Raw genomic sequence first — 21,689 nt, 5'->3', positions numbered from 1 at the left:
TGTAATAAAGGGCAGAATCACTGCCCTTTTTTATTAGAATGCTAAATAAAGCAGAGCAAAGACAGGGAATGCAGCCGTTAAGCTATCTATTCTATCTAGTATACCACCATGACCAGGAATCAGATTACTGCTGTCTTTCACCCCAGAAACACGCTTAAACATGCTTTCAACAAGGTCACCTAGAACAGAAATAACAACGGTCACAAGGGTAATAACAATCATGTGAAGTGGGCTTGTGAATTGGATGTCAAACAAGTCAGCAAAGATCCAAGCCACGATCACCGCAGTAATAATGCCACCGATAAGACCTTCAATCGTCTTATTAGGGCTTACCGCTGGTGCCATTTTACGCTTACCAAAACTCTTTCCTGAAAAGTATGCGCCGCTATCTGCAGCCCAAACAAGCAAGCAAACAAACATCACCAGTTTAGCACCGTGGTAAGGATCAGCATCGATACCGTTAGCACGCAGGATAACCACACTCCAGAAGAATGGCAGCAGAGTCAGCACACCAAAGGCGTGACGAAGAAGAGAAGAGTCTTTCCATGCAGGCATAGACTTAGGATAAGTCACCGCCATGCCACTCGCGATTACCCACCAAATCGAGCCAATCGTTAGAATGGCGTAGTGAGCAGTAGACAAGTTATTAAGGCTAAATGCATCAAAAGGGATAAAAGCAAAACTTGCAGCACTTACCACAACCGTTGGAATCAACGCTAAATAACGCGATTTGCTTTCAACAAACTGAGTCCACTCCCAAAAACCCAATAGCGAGATTACCGCTAGTGAAAGAATAAATGTAGGAAGTGATAACTCGAAAATACCTAGAATAACTAGGGGAGCTAAAATCAACGCCGTAATAATTCGTTGTTTCAAACCAAAAAATCCTTATTAACTGTCCATCAGAGCTTTAATTTGCTCACCGGTGCATCCAAAACGACGCTCACGGTTAACAAACCAAGTCACAGCTTCTACTAAGCTGTCTTCATTAAAGTCTGGCCAGAATTGTTCAGTGAAATACATTTCGGCGTAAGCCAACTGCCAAAGCATAAAATTACTAATGCGGCATTCGCCACTGGTACGGATAAGTAGATCGACTTCAGGAATATCTGCCATTGTCAGGTGCTGTGTAATCATAGCTTCATCAATGTCATCTACATTAATATCACCAGACTTTACCTGTTGAGCAATAGAGGTCATTGCTTGCTGAATATCCCACTTACCGCCGTAGTTAGCTGCAATATTAATAACCATACCCGTATTGGTGCTAGTCAAAGCTTCCGCTTCTTCTATCTTCTTTTGTAGTCGATCATTGAAACGACTTTTATCACCAATAACACGAAGTTGTAGATTATTTTTATGAAGCTTTTTAACTTCACTCGACAGCACTGAAATAAACAGTTCCATCAAGATACCGACTTCTTCTTCAGGACGACGCCAGTTTTCGCTACTAAATGCAAAAAGAGTAACGGCTTTAATGCCAAGTCTGGCTGCAGAAGAGATAGTTTTACGAACGGCTTGAACACCGTTTTTATGGCCAAAGACGCGAGGCTTGCCCTGAGCTTTTGCCCAGCGACCATTACCATCCATAATGATAGCAATGTGTTTAGGAAGAGAGTCTGTGAACGCTTGAGAATTATGCATAAAAGAGTGAATCAAATTCTAATAGTCGAACAGAGTAGCATAAAAAAACGCTGCACCGTGAGTACAGCGTTTTTCCGGAAAGAAAAGAATATGGAAAATTAAACTTCCATCAACTCTTTTTCTTTAACAGCTAGAACTTCGTCTACGTTCTTAACCGCAGCGTCAGTTAGCTTTTGAATTTCGTCTTGTGCTTTACGATCTTCATCTTCAGAGATTTCTTTATCTTTAAGAAGTGCTTTTAGATCGCCATTCGCGTCACGACGGATGTTACGGATAGCAACACGGCCACCTTCAGCTTCGCCACGAACGATTTTAACTAGGTCTTTACGACGCTCTTCCGTTAGCGGTGGAAGTGGAACACGGATAACTGTACCAGCAGACATAGGGTTTAGGCCTAGGTCAGATGTCAGGATTGCTTTTTCAACTAGAGGAGTCAGTGTTTTATCAAACACTGTAATAGCTAGTGTACGTGCATCTTCAGCGATAACGTTAGCTACTTGAGTCAAAGGCGTTGGAGCACCGTAGTACTCAACAGTAAGACCAGAAAGTAGGCTCGGGTGCGCACGGCCTGTACGAATCTTTTGCAGGCTGTTTTTTAGTGCATCAACACTTTTTACCATGCGCTCTTGAGCGTCTTTTTTGATTTCGTTAATCACAATTTCACCTTGATTATGTTCTTTCTTCAAGAAAGCTTTTTATTTGGAGTGATAAGGATAAGCTTACCAAGGTACAACACCTCAGTAAGCCCGAAAAATTAGTCAGCGTCGCTGATTAATGTACCTTCAGTTTCACCCATAACCACGCGACGTAGTGCGCCTGGTTTATTCATGTTAAATACACGGATTGGCATTTTGTGATCACGTGCTAGCGTAAATGCAGCCAAGTCCATTACTTTAAGTTCTTTATCAAGAACCGTGTTGTAAGACAACGTATCATACAACTCTGCGTCTGGGTTTGCTACTGGGTCAGCAGTAAATACACCATCTACTTTTGTCGCTTTTAGAACTACGTCAGCTTCGATTTCGATACCACGTAGACATGCAGCAGAATCCGTAGTGAAGAATGGGTTACCAGTACCAGCAGAGAAGATCACAACGCGACCTTGACGTAGTTGGCTGATTGCATCTGCCCAGTTGTAGTCGTCACACACACCTTTAAGAGGGATTGCAGACATTACACGTGCGTTTACGTAAGCACGGTGAAGAGCGTCACGCATTGCAAGGCCGTTCATTACCGTTGCAAGCATACCCATGTGGTCACCAACAACGCGGTTCATGCCAGCTTCAGCAAGACCAGCACCACGGAACAAGTTACCGCCACCGATAACAACACCAACTTGAACGCCTAGTTCAACCAATTCTTTTACTTCTTGAGCCATACGATCAAGGATCGTTGGGTCAATACCAAAACCTTCTTCGCCTTGTAGCGCTTCACCGCTAAGTTTTAACAGAATACGTTGATACACTGGTTTAGGGTTCGTAGTCATGGAGTTTACCTTCCAAAGAGTTGATGATTAACAGTCATGGATAAAAACTGAGTAAGTCAGTTTGCATTCATAACCACTAACGTTGCCTTCAAAAATAGTTCACTATTCATAAAAAGACCGCAGCATTTGCCACGGTCTTTTTTCAAACAATACGCTAAGGATTAACCTTTTTGTACCGCTGCAACTTCGTCAGCGAAGCTCATTTCAGCAGCTTTCTCGATACCTTCACCAACTTCTAGACGTACGAAGTTAGATACTGCAGCGCCTTTTTCTTTAAGGATTTCGCCAACAGTTTTCTTAGGTTCCATGATGAAAGCTTGACCAGTTAGAGAGATTTCGCCCGTGAATTTCTTCATACGGCCGATAACCATTTTCTCAGCGATCTCTTGAGGCTTGCCTTCGTTCATAGCGATTTCAACTTGAACTTCTTTCTCTTTAGCAACTACGTCTGCTGGTACGTCTTCTGGGTTAACAAACTCAGGACGAGAAGCAGCAACGTGCATAGCAACGTGCTTAAGAGTTTCAGCTTCGCCTTCACCAGCTACAACAACACCGATTTTCTCACCGTGACGGTAAGAAGCTAGTGCAGCACCTTCAACGTAAGCTACGCGACGGATGTTGATGTTTTCGCCGATTTTAGCAACTAGAGCAACGCGAGTTTCTTCGAACTGTGCTTGTAGCTCTTCTACAGAAGCTTTAGAAGCTACTGCTGCAGCTGCAACTTCTTCTGCAAACGCAGTGAAGCTAGCATCTTTTGCTACGAAGTCAGTTTGGCAGTTAACTTCAAGAAGAACAGCTACACCGTTCTCTTCTTTGATGATGATTGCGCCTTCAGCAGCAACGTTACCAGCTTTCTTAGCTGCTTTCGCTGCGCCAGATTTACGCATGTTTTCAATTGCTAGTTCGATGTCAGCGTTTGCTTCTACAAGCGCTTTCTTACATTCCATCATGCCAGCGCCAGTGCGCTCGCGAAGTTCTTTAACTAGAGCAGCAGTTACAGTTGCCATTCTCTATTCCTCGGTTGATTCGAAAATAAGGTAAAAATCAGGGGCCAAAATGAGGCCCCCGATCTAACTATAACTTAGCTTACATTTAATAAAGATTTCAAAATCTATATTAGCTAAGCCAAGCGTGATTCAGAGCCGCTATTATTCAGCTTCTACAAAACCATCTTTTTCAGCAGCTACAGCAGCAACGTCTTTGTTACGACCTTCTTTAACCGCGTCTGCAGCAGCGTTTAGGTAAAGCTGTACTGCACGGATTGCATCGTCGTTACCTGGGATAACGAAGTCAACGCCGTCTGGGTTAGAGTTAGTATCAACTACAGCGTAAACTGGGATACCTAGGTTGTTTGCTTCTTTAACTGCGATGTGTTCGTGATCAGCATCGATTACGAATAGAGCGTCTGGTAGGCCGCCCATGTTCTTGATACCACCAAGAGACTTCTCTAGCTTCTCCATTTCACGAGTGCGCATTAGAGCTTCTTTCTTAGTTAGCTTGTCGAAAGTACCGTCTTGAGCTTGCGCTTCAAGTTCTTTCAGACGCTTGATAGACTGACGAACAGTTTTGTAGTTCGTTAGCATACCGCCTAACCAGCGGTTGTTAACGTAGAACTGGTTGCTGTTTACAGCAGCTTCTTTAACAGCTTCAGATGCAGCGCGCTTAGTACCAACGAAAAGAACTTTACCTTTCTTCTCACCAACTTTAGCGATTTCTGCTAGAGCTTCGTTGAACATTGGTACAGTTTTTTCTAGGTTGATGATATGTACTTTGTTACGAGCACCAAAGATGAATGGCTTCATTTTTGGGTTCCAGTAACGAGTTTGGTGACCGAAGTGAACACCAGCTTTAAGCATATCGCGCATTGATACAGTTGCCATTTTAAAATCCTCTATGGGGTTAGGCCTCCACATCCCCCATGAATCCGACCCCTAACAACTAACCACTTTTCAGCCGTTATCTGTGTTGTTGAGGCACCCCGGAACATGTGTCGGAATGTGTGTGATTTAAAGAAATAAGTTAGTGGACATAAAGCTTGTTTCGCCAATTGGAGAAAACAGTCCTGATGTCCGGCGCGCTTTATACCATATTTTGTCTATCTATGGCTAGAAAAAATTCTAAAAATGGCGACTGCTATACTGATCCCTATCGGCGAATTTCACCTATAAATAGTGTCGCTATTCATTCACTTCTGTCTCAATAAATTGATCACGATTCACTCACGTTGAGCAGTATCCACCAGCAATGTATGGGCATGGGAATGTTGCGCTAAATTGCTGCACTGATAGAATAACCCCAATATGCACACTTAGGTGCTACCAAATTAAGAGATATGCAATGGCTGTAAAAATTAAAACTGCTGAAGAAATTGAAAAAATGCGCGTCGCCGGCAAGCTGGCCGCTGACATTATTGAGATGATCGAACCTCACATCCAAGTGGGTACCACGACGGAAGAGCTCAATACGCTTTGTCATGAGTACGCTCTAGAAAGAGGTGCATACTCTGCGCCACTCGATTACCACGGTTTCCCTAAGTCTATCTGTACGTCTATCAATCATATTGTGTGTCACGGCATTCCCGCGTCACAAGACGAGACGGGTAGCACAGGTCAATTCAAACCTGCGGTACTCAAAGATGGCGACATTCTGAACGTTGATATCACAGTTATCATCCCTGATGACGCAAATGCCGATCTTAGTACTCGCCCTCAAGGCTACCACGGTGACACCTCTAAGATGTTCCTAGTGGGTGAGGTTTCACCTGCAAACAAGCGTCTGTGCATGGTTGCTCAAGAAGCACTTTACGAAGGCATGCGCCAAGTTAAGCCAGGTGTTCAACTTGGTCAAATCGGTACTGCTATCGAGAAGTACATCAAAACAAACAACAAGAACAACCCACGCGCTAAGTTCTCTATTGTTAAAGATTACTGTGGTCACGGCATTGGTTCTGAATTCCACGAAGATCCACAAGTAGTTCACTACAAGAACAGCGATCGCACCGTGCTAAAAGCAGGCATGTGCTTCACTATCGAGCCAATGATCAACGCGGGTAAGTTTGGCTGTCGTCTTGATGACGAAGATAGCTGGACAGTATACACAGCAGACAGCAAGAACTCGGCTCAATGGGAGCACACTCTGGTTGTAACTGATACTGGTTGTGAAGTACTAACACTGCGCAGCGATGATACAATCCCACGTATCATGAAGAACGCTTAGTTCACCGAACTGAGCGCATCAGCCTTTTAAAAATATCCTCGCATTGTCGAGGATATTTTTTATCCACTCAATTTCGATTTTCCATCAGCTTCTGTTAAATTGTTTACTATTCTCATTTGCTTGCACGGATAGCAGACTATGCCTTATCAATGCCCTCTTACGTTCAATGACGAACAAATTGAAATCTGCGAATTAAAAAATCAGCTCGAGATCTTCACGCAGTATCAAAAAAATGAATTTCTGAACCACCATCCCGTCACCGATTTGGTTCTACTGCGCTCCGAATACATGGATTTACTTCTCAATCGTTTGTGGGAAAATTTCGGATTCAACAAACTGCCTCATATTTCACTTGTCGCAGTGGGTGGTTATGGTCGTGGCGAACTGCATCCTTTGTCTGACATTGATATTCTCATTGTCTCGCAAAAAACACTACCACCAGCTCTTGGTGAAAAGGTCAGTCAATTCATTACTCTACTTTGGGATTTAAAGCTCGAAGTTGGCCATGCTGTGCGAACTATTACTGAGTGTCTCGATATCGGCACCGATGATTTAACCGTCGCGACCAACCTACAAGAGTCGCGATTGTTATGTGGTAGTGAAGACACTTTCCAAGAACTAAAACTGAAGATTCATTCCGATTCATTTTGGCCAAGTGAGACGTTTTACAAAGCCAAGATTCAAGAACAGAGAGAGCGTCATGCTCGCTACCACGACACCACCTATAATTTAGAACCGGACATCAAATCGACTCCGGGAGGGCTCAGAGACATCCATACCCTGAGCTGGGTTGCGCGTCGCCACTTCGGCGCGACCTCTTTGTTAGAGATGAGCAAATACGGCTTTCTGACCGATGCTGAATATCGTGAGCTCGTTGAGTGCCAAGATTTTTTATGGCGTGTTCGCTTTGCATTGCATATTGAACTGCGCCGTTACGACAACCGTTTAACGTTCGCGCATCAAGCTCAAGTCGCTGAACATCTGGGTTATACGGGTGAAGGAAACCGTGGTGTTGAGATGATGATGAAAGAGTTCTACCGAACCCTTCGTCGTGTTGCTGAACTGAATAAGATGCTGCTTAAGCTGTTCGATCAAGCGATCATCAATGGCGGTCAAACCCAAGACGCTGAAATTCTCGATAGTGATTTCCAACGTCGAGGTTCGTTGATCGAAGCGCGCAAGCCTGCCCTATTCCAAGCAAGACCAGAAACCATTCTCGATATGTTCATCCATATCGCCAATGACTCGACTATCGAAGGGGTAAGTCCACCAACATTGCGACAACTGCGTACGGCACGCCGTCGATTGAACCGATTCCTGCATACCATTCCTGAAGCTCGTGACAAGTTCATGGATCTAGTTCGCCACCCTAATGCCCTGCACAAAGCCTTTAGCTTAATGCACAAATTGGGCGTGCTCTCTGCGTACTTACCGCAGTGGAGCCAGATCGTTGGTCAGATGCAGTTTGACCTATTCCATGTTTACACCGTGGATGAGCACAGTATCCGCCTGCTCAAGCACATCAACCGCTTTGGTCAAATCGAAAACCACGATAAGCACCCTATCTGCTGTGAAGTCTATCCTCGAGTACAGAAGAAAGAGTTGCTGATCCTTGCCGCTATCTTCCATGACATCGGCAAAGGCCGCGGCGGAGACCACTCTGAGATAGGTGCGGTTGAGGCTTACTCTTTCTGTATTGAACACGGGCTATCGAAGCCTGAAGCCAAACAAGTCGCGTGGTTGGTACAAAATCACCTATTGATGTCAGTAACGGCTCAACGTCGTGATATCTACGACCCAGATGTGATCACCGAATTCGCCAAAAAAGTGCGTGATGAAGAATCACTCGAGCTACTGGTTTGTTTAACCGTTGCCGATATCTGTGCGACTAACCCTGAGCTATGGAACAGTTGGAAACGAACCCTGTTAGCTGAGCTGTTCCACTCAACGCAGCGAGCACTGCGCCGCGGCTTGGAAAACCCTGTCGATGTCAGAGACCGTATTCGTCACAACCAACAAATGGCATCAGCACTGCTGCGTAAAGAAGGCTTCACCGCTCGTGAGATTGAAGTGTTGTGGCAACGCTTTAAGGCCGATTATTTCTTGCGTCACACACATAAACAAATCGCTTGGCACTGTGAGCACTTACTTCGCCTAGAAGACCCAAGCCAACCGTTAGTGCTGATCAGTAAGAAAGCGACGCGCGGTGGCACAGAAGTGTTCGTTTATTGTAAAGACCAAGCAGCACTGTTTGCGACCGTGGTTGCCGAACTCGACAGACGTAACTTTAACGTTCATGACGCGCAGGTCATGGTTAGCAAAGATGGTCATGTTTTGGATACCTTTATCGTACTAGACCAGCACGGCGAAGCGATTGATGAAGCAAGACACAAAGCCGTTGCTAAACATCTGACTCACGTTCTAGCTGATGGTCGTCCAACTAAAATTAGAACACGCAGAACGCCGCGTAACTTGCAGCACTTCAAGGTAAAGACTCTGGTCGAATTCCTACCGACCAAGAGCAAGAAACGCACCTTGATGGAACTCAGAGCATTGGACACGCCGGGATTACTGGCTCAAGTCGGTGCAACCTTTGCTGAGTTAGACATCAATTTGCACGGCGCTAAAATTACCACCATCGGCGAACGTGCAGAAGATTTGTTTATTCTGACTAGTGAAGCGGGAGGAAGGCTATCTGAAGAGCAGGAACAAGCGCTAAGAGAAAGATTGACGGAGCATGTTTCGGAACTTGCGCCCTAAAAACAGAATCTAATCATCAGATAAGTGTGGGTAAAGATAGAGAGCGATCTTGCCCACAACTTACAATCAATTCACAGATATCAACTATCTAGCTCGTCGTTAGGCTGCTACATTGATCAAGTCAATTACATAAAAGTATTACATTCATAACCTAGAGGTCGCTTATGTATCCAAACCTCACTGGCTTAGGTATCCACGAACCTAAACAGATTGAACGTTACTCCCTTCGCCAAGAAGCGCACAAAGATATCCTGAAGATTTACTTTCGTAAGCAGAAAGGGGAACTGTTCGCGAAAAGCGTTAAATTTAAGTACCCACGACAAGTAAAAAGTGTGCTTGTTAGCGGTGGCAATAATCAATACAAAGAAGTGACAGAGATTAACCGCAACCTCACTCTTGTGATTGATGAACTCAACAAAATCACCAAACCGACGCCAACGGCTGAGGTGGATGTGAAGCAGAAGATCCTTACCGACTTACGCCATCTAGAGAAAGTGGTATCAAGCAAGATCGCTGAGATCGAAGCTGATCTAGAAAAGCTAAAATGATCCCGCGACTAACTATTACTGTTAACTAACCAACATTAGTTATGCCGTTAAGGTAATACCGATACAAAAAGGGCTGATATCACTATCAGCCCTTTGTTTTTTATTCTATTTTCTCTATTCACTTAGACTGGAGATTGCCTAAACACGCGAGACTTACTTAGACAAGCAAGTTTGAGCATCGATTAAGTTAGTATCCCACTCAAAGGTTTCAAACAACCTTAGCCAAGTTTCATCAAGGTTGGCCTTCATCACCAACTCTTCTTTTGTGAAAGGATGGATAAAGCGAAGCTCAGAAGCGTGCAACAACAAACGATGCGAATCTAAATCATCACGGAACAGTCGATTGTGCTTACCATCACCATGTGAAGTATCACCGACAATCGGATGTCTTAGATGAGCCATGTGACGACGCAGCTGATGTTTGCGACCTGTCTTTGGCATCATCTCAACCAAGCAGTAGCGGCTCGTAGGAAAGCGTCCTGTTGAATATGGCACTTCTACTTTTGCTAGCGGTTCATAGACTGTCACTGCCTCTTGCGCTTCTTTGTCTTCTTTCGCGAACTTATCTGCGATCTTATCCAGCTCAACCTTAAGTGCATAATCGAGCGTATCGCCCTCTTCTATCCAACCACGGACAATCGCATGATAGGTTTTTTGCATCTCATGATTAGCGAACATTGGCATCACCTGTGAAGCAACCTCACTCGACAACGCAAACACCAACACACCCGATGTCGGTCTGTCTAAGCGGTGTAATGGAAATACATGCTGACCAATTTGATCGCGCAATGTCTGCATAACAAATTGCGTTTCGTGTTTATCCAACCATGAACGATGCACTAGCATGCCAGCGGGCTTATTCACCGCGACAAAGTACTCATCTTGATAAATGATCTCTAACATTACGCACATACCTCATCAATGTTCTGAATTGTCACTAGCAGTTCGACTTTGTCTGCCTCATTTTTCCACACTTCACCAAAATAAGGATGGATAGCAAAGCCTTTCGGTAGGCTCATTTGGGCATCCATCATTGCGTTGATCTTAACGATAAAGATCCACTGCAACCACTCTTCCGGTTGTAACGAATCAATCCCGAAAGGTTCAACGCTCGCCAGAGCTTCATCCGAAGGCGGAAGCGTGCTCCATAGCGAACATTGGCGCATTTGTTCTTCTAATTGTTGAAGTAAAAGAGGTAACTTTGTGGCTGCTGTCATTTTTCACCAAGTTATTTATCTAGTGACCTTGAAATTGGGGCATAGAGTACCATCTATTTAGGAAAGAAAGTTAGGAGCTTTATTACTATGGAAACGATTCACACGCTCACTCAGTTACTAAAGAATAGCGGTTGCCAGTACGATATCTACGACCTAGGTCGCCGTATTCAGAAGATCGACAACACCTTATTCTCTGATGTTGAGCAAGGGAAACAGCCGTACCCATTTCCACTTCAGAAACAAGCTCACTTAGCGATTAGTTACTGGAACGAACACAAGCAACCTTGGATCTGGTTCCTAAAATTCAAACTGGACGAAAGAGGCCTATTACATCAAGGTGATGTCGGCAATTTCCTTAAGTTTGTTATCGAAGCGATGGGCACACGTTTGAACGGTGAGATCAGCGAAGAGCAACAACAAAAGCTGTCAAACAACCCATATACCTTCAAGCCTTCAGAAGACAAAATGGCCGTGTTCCATAGCCAAGTAAGAGCAGGTTTAGACCTTGCAACGAGCCAATACTACGAACACGCTCAACACTACTTCACAGGCGATCTAGGCTGGGACAACTGGAAAACCGTTGGCCTACAAGGCATCACTGATATGTGTGCTCGTCTCGGCAGCCAACAAAACGGTGTCGCAATCCGTAAAGCCTTCAATAAGCTTCCATCTGAGCCGCTTTACGCAACATTAGGCGCGCTTGAACACACGCAAATTAATGACAAGCTAGCCCAACGTTTACAAGAGATGGCAGAGAACGAGATCAACAGCGATGAACCAGACCTGTTCTTATTGTCTGCGCTAGTGCGTGCCCTATCGGGTGCAGAGCCAAGCATCACCAATGCTGTGATTAACCAAGTTCTGGCGAGCCCACGTTTAAGCCACCAAGAAGTATTGATTGGTTTAGCAGGCCGAAGCTGGCACGCTCTACAAGACCCAGCAATTGCTGAACAATTCTTGCTGCGCCTCGCACAAACGGGCAATCAAAACCTATTCAACCAGCTATTTGCTGATCTGGTGATGATTCCAGCTCTGAGAATGGTATTTTTACCTCTGTTGAACTCAAACCCATCGCCAGAATTGGCGAATGCACTGATCGAGTTACAGCAAGCAACTAAATCTCAGTAATACTTTAGCAACTAACTGATAAGCCACAACAAAGCAGCTTATAGCTAAGGTTAAATAGGAAGAAAAAGTAAAAGGAAGTATGGATTAAATGATAGATAACTTATTGGCTATTTTGTTTCTGTGCTTCTTTTGCTTTCTGTTTTGGCAGCAGCGCAGGCAATCTGAGCTTGCGAAAGCTGCCATTGCGAGAAAGTGTAAAGAGCTCGACTTGCAGCTGTTAAGTGTTGCTTTTAGTGGTCATAAACTGAAGATGCGCCATGAACTCACGACCATTTGGCGCTGGCACACCATTTACCAATTTGAGTTTTCAGCGTTAGGGGATGACTGTTACAAAGGGAAACTGACCATGGTAGGTTTCCGTTCTATGCGGTTTGAGCTACAGCCTCATAGAATGTAACGTCGCAATAAGCGGTGTATCGATATTCATGATAGGGGCCAAACTGATCTTGTTTGGTCTCTTTAAATACAAAGCCGAGTTTTTCTAAAAGCTTAATCGATGGATTATGACCGACATTAACGGTCGCGAAAACATTGGTTAAACGCTCTTCAAAGCACACCAAATTAAAGAAAGGTTTCAGTACCTCACTAGCAAAACCTTGATTCCAATACTCTTTATCCAAGATAAAACCTAACTCGTGCTTACCTTCTTCTGATGAGATAAATACATGCCCAAGATATTCACGGGTTTGGTTATGGATAATGGCGCGGCAAAAGCCGACATTGTCTTGCAGTATCTCTTGAAATAGTTGCTTCGCAGAAGCGATAGAATGCGGCCCATTCATCTCTGCTCGATTAATCGGGCAGCAATTGAGCTTAATGAAGTCATGCTGTAGCTGTTCGGTATAAGGTACTAACAGCGTTCTTGAGGTTGCTATCGTCATAAAACACTCCTTGTGTTGACCATTAGCAGAAAAGCAGATGTCGCGTGCTTAGATAAAAGCTCCTGAATTAAAGAGAGCCCCTAGATAGAGAAAAAGCCTTAGGCAAAGAAAAGCCCCGACACCGAAGTGTCAGGGCTAGGGTCTTACTCGCAGCAGTCCGGCTACTAATTAATGCTCCATGCATCATCCATAATAGTGGCTGTAATCCTTCAGCTCTTTCCTTTACTTCGCCGTCCTAGCGGTGTCCAATCATCCTGAAAGCTAACAATCCTAGTTAGCGCACATCACTTGTTCCGTGAGCGGTGTCCTTTACATCGTCCTGATGCTAATCCAACCCTTTAATCCTAAAGGTGTCCATTGTCATTCCGTTGCAGCTAACTTCCTGTTAACTGACTGTATCCCTACAATGTCCTTGCGCTCCATGCTTGATCACTCAATCCTAAGTAACCAAATCTTCATCCTGAAGATAACCAAATCCTTGGTGCTTTCCTGTTCCGTGTCAGAATCCTTCCGACAAGGTTTAATTTACGCGATTTAGGATTTCGGACAATAGATTTGCATCACATTTTGAATTCAAGAAAGTTGTTAATTATATAAAACAATTAAAATTCAACAGCTTAACCATATGCACATCAATCTCTCTAGCGATGTATTCGTGTTATCTCACAACCTTTGTAAGAGATCTCTCACAAGCCATGGGCGGTTTTATGATTCGCTATCATTCACCAGAGCGAGTAAAATGACTAAAGACTAAAAATGGAGATCAACATGCTGACAAAAGATGTTTCTGAAGAGTTGAAATCAGTGCTTGAAGGACTGCAAGCGCAAGGGAAAGAGCCGACAGTTGCTTTAGTTAAGGCTCGTATGAGCACATCCGTTCCGATGCCCGCTTTAATCACGACCATCAAGAGCTGGAAAAGCGCAAATCGTGTTCCTAAAGTTGAAGTCGCGACACAAGAAGAGCCAGCACTTGATCGTGTTAGCCAACTGGAAAAGCAAATCCTTGAACTCACTGCTCGCGTTGCCATGCTTGAAGCTAAACCAACTGATCAATAAGGCAACTGAGCAATAAGTTGACCGATAAATAAGCTAACAGAGAAATAGAACACTATGAAGATATGGGTTGATGCGGACGCTTGTCCAAAGGTTATCCGAGAAACAATCGTACGCGCAGCTGAGCGCACAGGGGTTGAATGTACCTTTGTGGCAAACCATCTGGTTCCCGTTCCTAAACGCAATAACATTCACTCAATTCAAGTGCCAAGCGGGTTTGATATTGCTGATGATGAAATCGTAAAGCGCACTGAACCCGGCGATCTTGTGATTACATCCGATATCCCTCTGGCTGACGAAGTGATCACTAAAGGTGGGCAAGCACTCAGCTCTCGTGGTGAGCTTTACACCAAAGAGACCATTAAAGCGCGTCTGAACATTCGTGACTTTATGGATACCATGCGCTCAAGTGGCATCCAAACGGGTGGACCAAGTGCCCTTTCTCAAACCGACCGTCGTGAGTTTGCCAACCACTTAGATAGAATTCTAGCCAAACGCTAGCTGGCTCATCCGAGCTTAACCTAGTTCTATCTCTCCATAAAAAATCAAAAAACCTGCAAACAATGCAGGTTTTTTTAATATCAATTAGAAGAAGGTTTCCCCTACTCTACAACTAAGGCGTGTAGTACGTTGCAGCGCCTGGACCTACTGGTAGACCGAATACGAATACCCATAGGTAGAACAAGATGCTCCAACCAAACATGAATACCATTGAGTAAGGCAACATTGTCGCGATCAGTGTACCGATACCTAGGTTCTTCATGTAGCGAGTTGCTACGGCAAGGATAAGACCGAAGTAGCTCATCATTGGTGTAATGATGTTGGTTGTTGAATCACCGATACGGTAAGCCGCTTGAATCGTTTCAGGTGCGTAGCCTACTAGCATTAGCATTGGAACGAAGATTGGCGCTGTTACTGCCCACTGTGCAGAAGCTGAACCGATCATCAGGTTAATGAAACCACACATTAGGATGAATGCGAAGAACAACATTGGACCCGTTAGGCCGATATCCTGAAGGAATGTTGCGCCGCCTACAGCAACCACTTGACCAAAGTTCGTCCACTTAAAGAAAGCAACAAACTGTGCAGCAAAGAATACAAGAACGATGTACATGCCCATTGAAGACATCGACGTTGCCATTGCATTAATCACATCACGGTCATTCTTCATTGAACCGGTAATTTTGCCGTAAACAAAACCAGGAATAGCAAAGAATACAAAGATAAACGCGACGATACTTTTCAGGAATGGAGAGCCTGAAATCGTGCCCGCCTCTGAACGTAGAACACCGTCAGCAGGAACAACAGTCCAAGCTAAAAGCGCACTCACGATTAATACAGCGACACCCGCCAATCTAAGGCCTTTCTTCTCAATAGCAGTAAGCTTACCCATTGAGTCATTTGAAAGATCTTCAGACGCGTCTTCGACATTGTATTTACCCAGTTTAGGTTCAACAATCTTCTCTGTTACCAATGCACCGGCAATCGAGATAAAGAAGGTCGAAATAAACATGAAGTACCAGTTTGATTCAGGGCCAACAGAGTAAGATGGATCAAGCATTTGTGCTGCTGTTTCTGTAATACCAGAAAGCAGTGGATCAACCGTACCGATAAGTAGATTTGCAGAATAACCACCAGATACACCAGCAAATGCTGCCGCTAGACCTGCTAATGGGTGACGACCCAATGAGTGGAAAAGCATTGCTGCAAGAGGGATAAGTACTACGTAACCCAGCTCTGAAGCCGTGTTAGAGATAATACCGGCAAATACCACGGTTACAGTAACCATGCGCTGAGATGCGCCCATTACCATGCCGCGCATCGCCGCAGATAATAGACCTGAGTGTTCAGCAATCGCAACACCTAGCATTGCAACAAGTACAGTACCAAGTGGCGCAAAGCCAACAAAGTTCGAAACTAGATTCGTTACGATGAGTTGTAAGCCTTCAGCATTAAGTAAGCTTACAACGTGGATCATACCATCAGCAGCACGACCACTAGCACCTTCAGGGCGAGGGTCCATGACAGACACTTCAAAGTAACCAGCAATACCTGAAGAAACTAGGATTGCGACACAGAAGATAGCAAAAAGAGTGATTGGGTGGGGTAAAAGGTTCCCCAAATATTCAACGCTGTCTAAAAAGCGTGTGAAAATAGGTTTTTTTGGTGCGTTGTTTTTTATTGAAGCAGATGAACTCATCTGTTCCCTCCTTGTGTAGTGATTCCTGTGCAATTGTGACAAAGATGTTCAAATTGCCAGCGAAGGGTACGCGACAAAAATATCAATTAGAAATTCAAAATGTTACAAAGTGTGTAACAAACGACGACTTTTAACTCTATTTGAACAATTAATTAGCAAATAAATCTATATTAAACACAAAAACTAGATTTATAATTTACAACAACGCATTCACTAGAAATATAACTCACAATATAACCCATTGATTCACTTGAAAATAAAATACACCGTACGTTAAATACACACTCGATATCCGGTTAAGTTCCTCTCGAAGGAAAAGAAAAACAGACAAATGAATGAAGTTTGACTTTCCCCTCGTTTTTACACACATGTCACATCATATTGACGGTTATTTCTGAACCGCTTTGAATCTCGGATTGGTTTTGCAGATAACATAATGACGACCTCTGCGCTTTACTATCTGGCAATCAGGGTGACGGCTTTTCGCACTTTTAAGTGATTTCACAACTTTCATTCTATTTCGCTCCCTTACCTAATTGACCAAAACGACGAGTGAAGTTCGCAACACGTCCCTCTTTATGTAGCACTCGTTGTTTACCCGTATAGAAAGGATGCGACTTTGACGACACCTCAATCGTGAAGTAAGGATAAGTATTGCCGTCTTCCCATTCGATAGTACGGTCTGTTTTTAGCGTTGAGCCGATTAAGAAGTACTCATCGACACTGGTGTCATGAAAAACCACGGGACGGTAATCTGGATGGATATTCGGTTTCATTGTATTTCCCTTAAATAACTAATTTTGCAATGTTATAACATTGCAAATGATAATTATTATCAAAAGAAAAACAAGCGATTTTATGATATTTTTCCGTCTTAATCGTAATCAGAGAACACCCAACTATGTACACAATTGAACCTGTTGGCTTTATTGAGTCTCCTTATAAAGAGAAGTTCGCTGTGCCAAGGCAGCCCAGGTTGGTACCCACATCCACCTCAAGAGTCAGATTGGTTGATGCAGCAAACTGCCTTGAGTCTGTTCGTGATATAGAGCAATTTAGCCATGTTTGGTTACTATTTCTGTTCGACAAGAACCTTGAAGCAGGCTGGAAACCAACTGTGAGGCCACCTCGCCTTGGCGGGAATGAACGTATTGGTGTATTCGCGTCACGTGCCACATTCAGACCAAATGGAATTGGCATGTCTGCGGTTGAACTAAAAGGTGTGTCTCAAGAGAAAGGACAGACTTGGTTGGATCTCGGCAGCGTCGACTTAGTAGACGGTACACCGATCATCGACATCAAGCCTTATATCCCCTATTCAGATTCGATTCCGGATGCATTGGGAGGGTTTGCCGCCGATGAACCAGAAGTGCTCGACGTTAACTTTTCGCAGCAAGCGCAAAGTAAGCTCGCAAGCCATCCACAAGCGCGCCATATCATTCAGGTGATCAAAGAAGTATTAGGCCAAGATCCTCGCCCTGCCTATAAGAAAGGTAAGCCTGACAACAAGGAATATGCGGTAAATTTGTTCAATCTTAACGTGAAATTCGTGGTTGAAACGCTTTTCATCAATGTAACTGACATTGAACGCTTTTGAGATTCCAAATAGGCTGATATTATATGCGGCTATATCAGATTTGCTGTGGTTACGAACGACAGCAAGTTTTCTTTTATCAATGATGAAACGGATACCATAGAATGCGTACCAGTAACTACCTTCTTTCTACTCTGAAAGAGACTCCAAACGACGCAGAAGTTATCAGCCACCAGCTGATGCTACGTGCAGGTATGATCCGTAAGCTAGCTTCAGGTTTATATACTTGGCTACCTACTGGTCTACGTGTACTGCGTAAAGTCGAAAATATCGTTCGCCAAGAGATCGATAATGCAGGTGCCGTTGAAATCTTGATGCCCGTAGTTCAACCGTTTGAGCTTTGGGAAGAGACTGGCCGTTCTGAAAAGATGGGGCCTGAGCTACTTCGTTTCACAGACCGTCACTCTCGTCCATTTGTTCTTAGCCCAACAGCTGAAGAAGTGGTAACGAGTCTAGTACGTAACGAGATCAGCTCTTACAAACAGCTACCTCTAAATCTGTACCAAATCCAGACTAAATTCCGTGATGAGCGCCGCCCTCGTTTTGGCGTAATGCGTGCACGTGAATTCTCTATGATGGATGCGTACAGCTTTGATATCGACAAAGAAGGCTTAGAAAAGTCTTACCAAGCGATGCACGATGCTTACTGTAAAGCATTCGACCGTATGGGCCTTGAATACCGTCCAGTATTGGCAGACTCTGGCGCAATCGGCGGCAGCGGCTCTCAAGAGTTCCACGTTCTTGCTGAAAGCGGCGAAGACCTAATCGCATTCTCTTCTGAATCTGATTACGCAGCGAACATCGAGAAAGCAGAAGCACTTGCTCCTACTGAAGATGCAGCAGCACCAACTCAAGAGATGGAACTGGTTGATACACCAAATGCGAAAACTATCGCAGAATTGGTAGAGCAACACGGTCTAGCAATCGAGAAGACAGTTAAGACTCTATTCGTTAAAGCTTCTGATGAAGTAGACGCTGATATCATCGCGCTAATCATCCGTGGTGACCACGAACTGAACGAAGTGAAAGCAGAGAACCTTCCACAGGTTGCTTCTCCGCTAGAGATGGCTTCTGAAGAAGAAATCCGCGCACTTGTTGGTGCAGGTCCTGGTTCACTTGGACCTGTTGGCCTAGAGCTACCATTCATCGTTGACCGCTCTGTTGCTGTAATGAGCGACTTTGGCGCTGGTGCAAACGTAGATGGTAAGCACTACTTCGGCATCAACTGGGGTCGTGACGTTGAGCTTGCTCAAGTTGAAGATCTACGTAACGTTGTTGAAGGCGACCTTAGCCCATGTGGTCAAGGTACTATTCAGCTTAAGCGTGGTATCGAAGTTGGTCATATCTTCCAACTAGGTAATACTTACTCTAAAGCAATGAACTGTAACGTGCTTGGTCCTGATGGTAAGAGCGTAATCCTAGAAATGGGTTGTTACGGTATCGGTGTTTCACGTGTTGTTGCATCTGCTATCGAGCAAAACCACGATAAATTCGGTATCACTTGGCCAGACGCACTAGCGCCGTTCCAAGTTGCTATCGTACCAATGAACATGCACAAATCTGAGCGCGTTAAAGAAGCAGCTGAGAAGCTATACGCTGAATTAACAGCTATGGGTATCGAAGTTTTATTCGATGACCGTAAAGAGCGCCCTGGTGTTATGTTTAAAGATATCGAGCTTGTGGGTATCCCTCACACTATCGTTATCGGCGATCGCAGCATGGACGAAGGTAACTTCGAATACAAAAACCGTCGTACTGGTGATAAAGAAGCTATCGCAATGGACACGGTTATCGAGCACCTTAAGGCTCAACTAGCTTAGTAATCCGATTACTGACTAGATAAACATTGAAAGGCTGCCGTTAGGTGGCCTTTTTTGTGCCTGTCATTTCGCTTCAAACTCCCTTCTATTTATCAGTAGAGTAAATAACGTAAGTTAATCCCCTGTTCATCTTTAAATCCGTATATTGGTGTCATCAACTTTTTGGACATGCTCACCATTGGAGGTATCGATGGATATCAAAAGCTTACTGAACCAAGCACTTAAATCAGATCTCGTAAAACAAGGTACTCAGAAACTTTCACAAGGGTCTTCAAGTTTAAGTGGCCTTTCTCAAGGCAGCAATAGCAAGAGTAGCAGTAAAAGTACACTCGGAGCCTTCGGTGCAGGCGCAGTTGGCGGAGGACTGTTAGGTGCGTTAATGGGCTCTAAGAAGACTAAGAAAATGGGTAAGAAAGCGGCTGGGATTGGCGGCGCAGCAGCACTGGGCGCTTTGGCTTATAAAGTCTACAACGACTACCAGTCCAAACAAGGCCAGACACCTAACGCCGAACAGGCTCAGTTTGATGAAAATGATGCAAACCACAGCGTGCTGATTCTACGATCGATGATTGCCGCGTCTAAAGCTGATGGCCATGTTGATGAAGAAGAGATGGCTAAGATAGAGCAAGTCGTCGAGAATATGGGCGCTGATTATCAACTGACTAAATTGGTCTCTGAAGAACTGCATAAGCCACTCGACCCAAGCGAAATCGCTCAACTGGCAACGTCACCTCAACAGGCGAGTGAGATCTACTTAGCCTCTTTGATTGTGGCCGACGAACAGAATTTCATGGAAAAGGCGTACCTGAAAGAGCTCGCGAAACAGCTCAATCTTGCTGATGAAGTCACCTATCAACTTGAACAACAAGTCTCTGGCTAATCGGCAAGTACCAAACGAAGCCGTAAAGAACGGCCTAAGCAGCGAGCTAACCAAGTGAGATATTGAGCAAGGACAAACTAACTCTGAACTTGATCAGATCCACTTTGTTTTTGCTTATCTCTATGTGTATATTGAGATCAGTTATCATTTGGTTAGGTATAAAAATGAAAGTATACGATTGTTGTGATTTGGTTCGTGAACTGTATTCTCAAATTGGCAGTGGCGACCAAGGCTATATCCCTAAAGCGATCACCTGCGCAGTAAAAACATTGAATGACCTTGCTGCCGATGAGTCTCTTCCTAAAGAAGCTCGTGAACGTGCAGCCTTTGCCGCTGCTAACTTACTGATTTCAGATTTCGAGGACTAATATGAACCTCGCTAACTTTGAAAAAATGGATCCAGTGATGTTGATGAGCATCGTCAACATGAAGCTTCGTGACGACTTCGGCGGTGATTTAGATCGAGTGGTCAACTTCTACGAGATCGACAAAGCAGCCTTAATCGCTAAGCTCGCGTCTGCTGGTTTTGAGTATCTTCCAGAAGCTAAACAGTTTCGATAGTCGTTTAAAAAATCTTCCTATTTAAAGACCAACCTCTGTGTTGGTCTTTTTTTGTTGGTGATACGTAATAAGGAAACACGCAGCAAACCCATTATAAATTATCTGTATGCACCTATACTTTTATATCTTAGAGTCAACGAACGCGCCTTGAACCAAAGCGTATTGTTGTATAGGCTACCTAAACTAGCATATAAAACTCATCACTCAACTTGATGATAGTGAAGGATTAACAATGAAAAGACTCGGACTTTTAGCCGTTATCGCAGCCGCACTCACCGCAGGTTGCGCTTCAAATACTCAGCAAGACAACTTTCGCGAAGCCTCTTTTGAGCTGTGTAATACTGAAGTCGATATTTACTCTGTAAGCCATGATGAACGAGTTCGCATCGTCTGCTCTGATGGCTCTAAATTCGCTTTGAACAGCGAAGATACACTAGAAGTAATGCGTGATATCAACATCGACTACTGCGATGGCGAAGGCTTAGGCAAATTCAACGAGAGCCGTAGCTACTACTCGTTTAGATGTAAGTCAGGTACTTTACTGAGCATCAAAAAGTAAAACCGATACCAACAAACAGCAAAGGGTTGATGTGCAAACATCAGCCCTTTTTTATTACCTGCCTTTCTGTATTCTCAGATAACCCAACGCTCATACCGACCAATACAAAAAAGGCTCCCAACAGGCTGTCTCTTGATCACAA

At 44.2% G+C, this 21,689-nt stretch carries 25 protein-coding genes; 13 read left to right on the top strand and 12 right to left on the bottom strand.

The genetic code is table 11. The features are described from left to right. Nucleotides 1-33 precede the first annotated feature (33 nt). From AB4583_RS07115 to rpsB, 6 genes are all read right to left on the bottom strand, one after another. Complete coding sequence (locus tag AB4583_RS07115; RefSeq protein WP_048612218.1) at nucleotides 34-876, bottom strand: phosphatidate cytidylyltransferase; 843 nt, start codon at nucleotides 874-876, stop codon at nucleotides 34-36. Nucleotides 877-891: 15 nt separating this feature from the next. Beyond that, on the bottom strand, nucleotides 892-1,644 hold the full coding sequence (locus AB4583_RS07110; RefSeq protein WP_017063364.1) for an isoprenyl transferase: 753 nt from the start codon (nucleotides 1,642-1,644) through the stop codon (nucleotides 892-894). A 98-nt stretch (nucleotides 1,645-1,742) separates the two neighbouring features. Then, complete coding sequence (frr, locus tag AB4583_RS07105) at nucleotides 1,743-2,300, bottom strand: ribosome recycling factor (RefSeq protein WP_017060741.1); 558 nt, start codon at nucleotides 2,298-2,300, stop codon at nucleotides 1,743-1,745. A gap of 98 nt (nucleotides 2,301-2,398) precedes the next feature. Continuing rightward, a complete protein-coding gene (gene pyrH / locus AB4583_RS07100; protein WP_017063362.1) occupies nucleotides 2,399-3,130 on the bottom strand; it encodes a UMP kinase in 732 nt (243 codons plus the stop codon). A gap of 161 nt (nucleotides 3,131-3,291) precedes the next feature. Continuing rightward, nucleotides 3,292-4,137, bottom strand: coding sequence for a translation elongation factor Ts (tsf, locus tag AB4583_RS07095; RefSeq protein WP_017063361.1), 846 nt, complete (start codon nucleotides 4,135-4,137; stop codon nucleotides 3,292-3,294). Between the two features lie 141 nt (nucleotides 4,138-4,278). Next, on the bottom strand, nucleotides 4,279-5,010 hold the full coding sequence (gene rpsB, locus AB4583_RS07090; protein ID WP_032546326.1) for a 30S ribosomal protein S2: 732 nt from the start codon (nucleotides 5,008-5,010) through the stop codon (nucleotides 4,279-4,281). A 457-nt stretch (nucleotides 5,011-5,467) separates the two neighbouring features. On the opposite strand from rpsB, the gene map reads away from it, so the two are divergent. The 3 genes from map to AB4583_RS07075 all read left to right on the top strand — a co-directional run bounded on the left by map (nucleotide 5,468) and on the right by AB4583_RS07075 (nucleotide 9,654). Next, entirely contained in the window at nucleotides 5,468-6,346 is an 879-nt protein-coding gene (gene map / locus AB4583_RS07085) for a type I methionyl aminopeptidase (RefSeq protein ID WP_017060743.1), read from the top strand. Nucleotides 6,347-6,484: 138 nt separating this feature from the next. Continuing rightward, nucleotides 6,485-9,106, top strand: coding sequence for a bifunctional uridylyltransferase/uridylyl-removing protein GlnD (gene glnD, locus AB4583_RS07080; protein ID WP_017069386.1), 2,622 nt, complete (start codon nucleotides 6,485-6,487; stop codon nucleotides 9,104-9,106). Between the two features lie 164 nt (nucleotides 9,107-9,270). Then, a complete protein-coding gene (locus tag AB4583_RS07075) occupies nucleotides 9,271-9,654 on the top strand; it encodes a DUF3461 family protein (protein ID WP_004734354.1) in 384 nt (127 codons plus the stop codon). Nucleotides 9,655-9,807: 153 nt separating this feature from the next. Here AB4583_RS07075 and truC read toward each other — a convergent pair whose 3' ends face one another. Both truC and AB4583_RS07065 read right to left on the bottom strand, forming a co-directional pair. Continuing rightward, nucleotides 9,808-10,557 carry a tRNA pseudouridine(65) synthase TruC gene (gene truC, locus AB4583_RS07070; protein WP_017060745.1) on the bottom strand — a complete coding sequence of 250 codons (750 nt, stop codon included), beginning with the start codon at nucleotides 10,555-10,557 and terminating at the stop codon, nucleotides 9,808-9,810. Continuing rightward, nucleotides 10,557-10,871, bottom strand: coding sequence for a YqcC family protein (locus AB4583_RS07065; protein WP_017069387.1), 315 nt, complete (start codon nucleotides 10,869-10,871; stop codon nucleotides 10,557-10,559). Before AB4583_RS07065 ends, truC begins: the two co-directional genes overlap by 1 nt. A gap of 87 nt (nucleotides 10,872-10,958) precedes the next feature. On the opposite strand from AB4583_RS07065, the gene AB4583_RS07060 reads away from it, so the two are divergent. Together AB4583_RS07060 and AB4583_RS07055 are read left to right on the top strand one after the other, a co-directional pair. Then, entirely contained in the window at nucleotides 10,959-11,999 is a 1,041-nt protein-coding gene (locus AB4583_RS07060; RefSeq protein ID WP_372116913.1) for a DUF3549 family protein, read from the top strand. 88 nt (nucleotides 12,000-12,087) lie between these two features. Continuing rightward, nucleotides 12,088-12,396, top strand: a complete 309-nt coding sequence (locus tag AB4583_RS07055) for a DUF3301 domain-containing protein (RefSeq protein ID WP_032498839.1) — start codon at nucleotides 12,088-12,090, stop codon at nucleotides 12,394-12,396. Here the strand turns inward: AB4583_RS07055 and AB4583_RS07050 are convergent. Beyond that, complete coding sequence (locus AB4583_RS07050) at nucleotides 12,362-12,880, bottom strand: GNAT family N-acetyltransferase (RefSeq protein ID WP_004738571.1); 519 nt, start codon at nucleotides 12,878-12,880, stop codon at nucleotides 12,362-12,364. The two genes, AB4583_RS07055 and AB4583_RS07050, sit on opposite strands and share 35 nt — an antisense overlap. Before the next feature lie 768 nt (nucleotides 12,881-13,648). Between AB4583_RS07050 and AB4583_RS07045 the strand changes: the two genes are divergently transcribed. Beyond that, nucleotides 13,649-13,936 (top strand): hypothetical protein, encoded by a 288-nt coding sequence (locus AB4583_RS07045; protein ID WP_372116910.1) that lies wholly within the window; start codon nucleotides 13,649-13,651, stop codon nucleotides 13,934-13,936. A 54-nt stretch (nucleotides 13,937-13,990) separates the two neighbouring features. Then, nucleotides 13,991-14,434, top strand: a complete 444-nt coding sequence (locus AB4583_RS07040; RefSeq protein ID WP_017063355.1) for a YaiI/YqxD family protein — start codon at nucleotides 13,991-13,993, stop codon at nucleotides 14,432-14,434. A 112-nt stretch (nucleotides 14,435-14,546) separates the two neighbouring features. On the opposite strand, the gene AB4583_RS07035 is transcribed toward AB4583_RS07040, so the two are convergent. The 3 genes from AB4583_RS07035 to AB4583_RS07025 form a co-directional block, all read right to left on the bottom strand. Beyond that, on the bottom strand, nucleotides 14,547-16,133 hold the full coding sequence (locus tag AB4583_RS07035; protein ID WP_010436458.1) for an AbgT family transporter: 1,587 nt from the start codon (nucleotides 16,131-16,133) through the stop codon (nucleotides 14,547-14,549). A 388-nt stretch (nucleotides 16,134-16,521) separates the two neighbouring features. Then, on the bottom strand, nucleotides 16,522-16,647 hold the full coding sequence (gene ykgO, locus AB4583_RS07030) for a type B 50S ribosomal protein L36 (protein ID WP_004734365.1): 126 nt from the start codon (nucleotides 16,645-16,647) through the stop codon (nucleotides 16,522-16,524). 1 nt (nucleotide 16,648) lies between these two features. After that, complete coding sequence (locus tag AB4583_RS07025; protein ID WP_009847432.1) at nucleotides 16,649-16,909, bottom strand: type B 50S ribosomal protein L31; 261 nt, start codon at nucleotides 16,907-16,909, stop codon at nucleotides 16,649-16,651. A 125-nt stretch (nucleotides 16,910-17,034) separates the two neighbouring features. Here AB4583_RS07025 and tsaA point away from each other — a divergent pair, with 125 nt between their 5' ends. The 6 genes from tsaA (at nucleotide 17,035) to AB4583_RS06995 (ending at nucleotide 21,547) form a co-directional block, all read left to right on the top strand. Further along, on the top strand, nucleotides 17,035-17,730 hold the full coding sequence (gene tsaA, locus AB4583_RS07020) for a tRNA (N6-threonylcarbamoyladenosine(37)-N6)-methyltransferase TrmO (RefSeq protein WP_017063354.1): 696 nt from the start codon (nucleotides 17,035-17,037) through the stop codon (nucleotides 17,728-17,730). 101 nt (nucleotides 17,731-17,831) lie between these two features. Beyond that, on the top strand, nucleotides 17,832-19,547 hold the full coding sequence (locus AB4583_RS07015; RefSeq protein WP_372116908.1) for a proline--tRNA ligase: 1,716 nt from the start codon (nucleotides 17,832-17,834) through the stop codon (nucleotides 19,545-19,547). Nucleotides 19,548-19,737: 190 nt separating this feature from the next. Then, nucleotides 19,738-20,427 carry a tellurite resistance TerB family protein gene (locus AB4583_RS07010; RefSeq protein ID WP_017069194.1) on the top strand — a complete coding sequence of 230 codons (690 nt, stop codon included), beginning with the start codon at nucleotides 19,738-19,740 and terminating at the stop codon, nucleotides 20,425-20,427. 164 nt (nucleotides 20,428-20,591) lie between these two features. After that, nucleotides 20,592-20,795, top strand: a complete 204-nt coding sequence (locus AB4583_RS07005; RefSeq protein WP_008222923.1) for a YaeP family protein — start codon at nucleotides 20,592-20,594, stop codon at nucleotides 20,793-20,795. A 1-nt stretch (nucleotide 20,796) separates the two neighbouring features. Next, on the top strand, nucleotides 20,797-20,988 hold the full coding sequence (locus AB4583_RS07000) for a DUF4250 domain-containing protein (protein WP_004738555.1): 192 nt from the start codon (nucleotides 20,797-20,799) through the stop codon (nucleotides 20,986-20,988). Between the two features lie 232 nt (nucleotides 20,989-21,220). Next, nucleotides 21,221-21,547, top strand: coding sequence for a hypothetical protein (locus AB4583_RS06995; RefSeq protein ID WP_017060755.1), 327 nt, complete (start codon nucleotides 21,221-21,223; stop codon nucleotides 21,545-21,547). The last annotated feature ends 142 nt before the right edge of the window (nucleotides 21,548-21,689 follow it).

The sequence above is a fragment of the Vibrio sp. 10N.222.49.C12 genome (genome assembly GCF_041475025.1).
GTDB classification, from domain to species: Bacteria; Pseudomonadota; Gammaproteobacteria; order Enterobacterales; family Vibrionaceae; genus Vibrio; species Vibrio crassostreae_C.
Note: the sequence above shows the minus strand (reverse complement) of the source record. Positions and strands in the feature narration are given on the sequence as shown.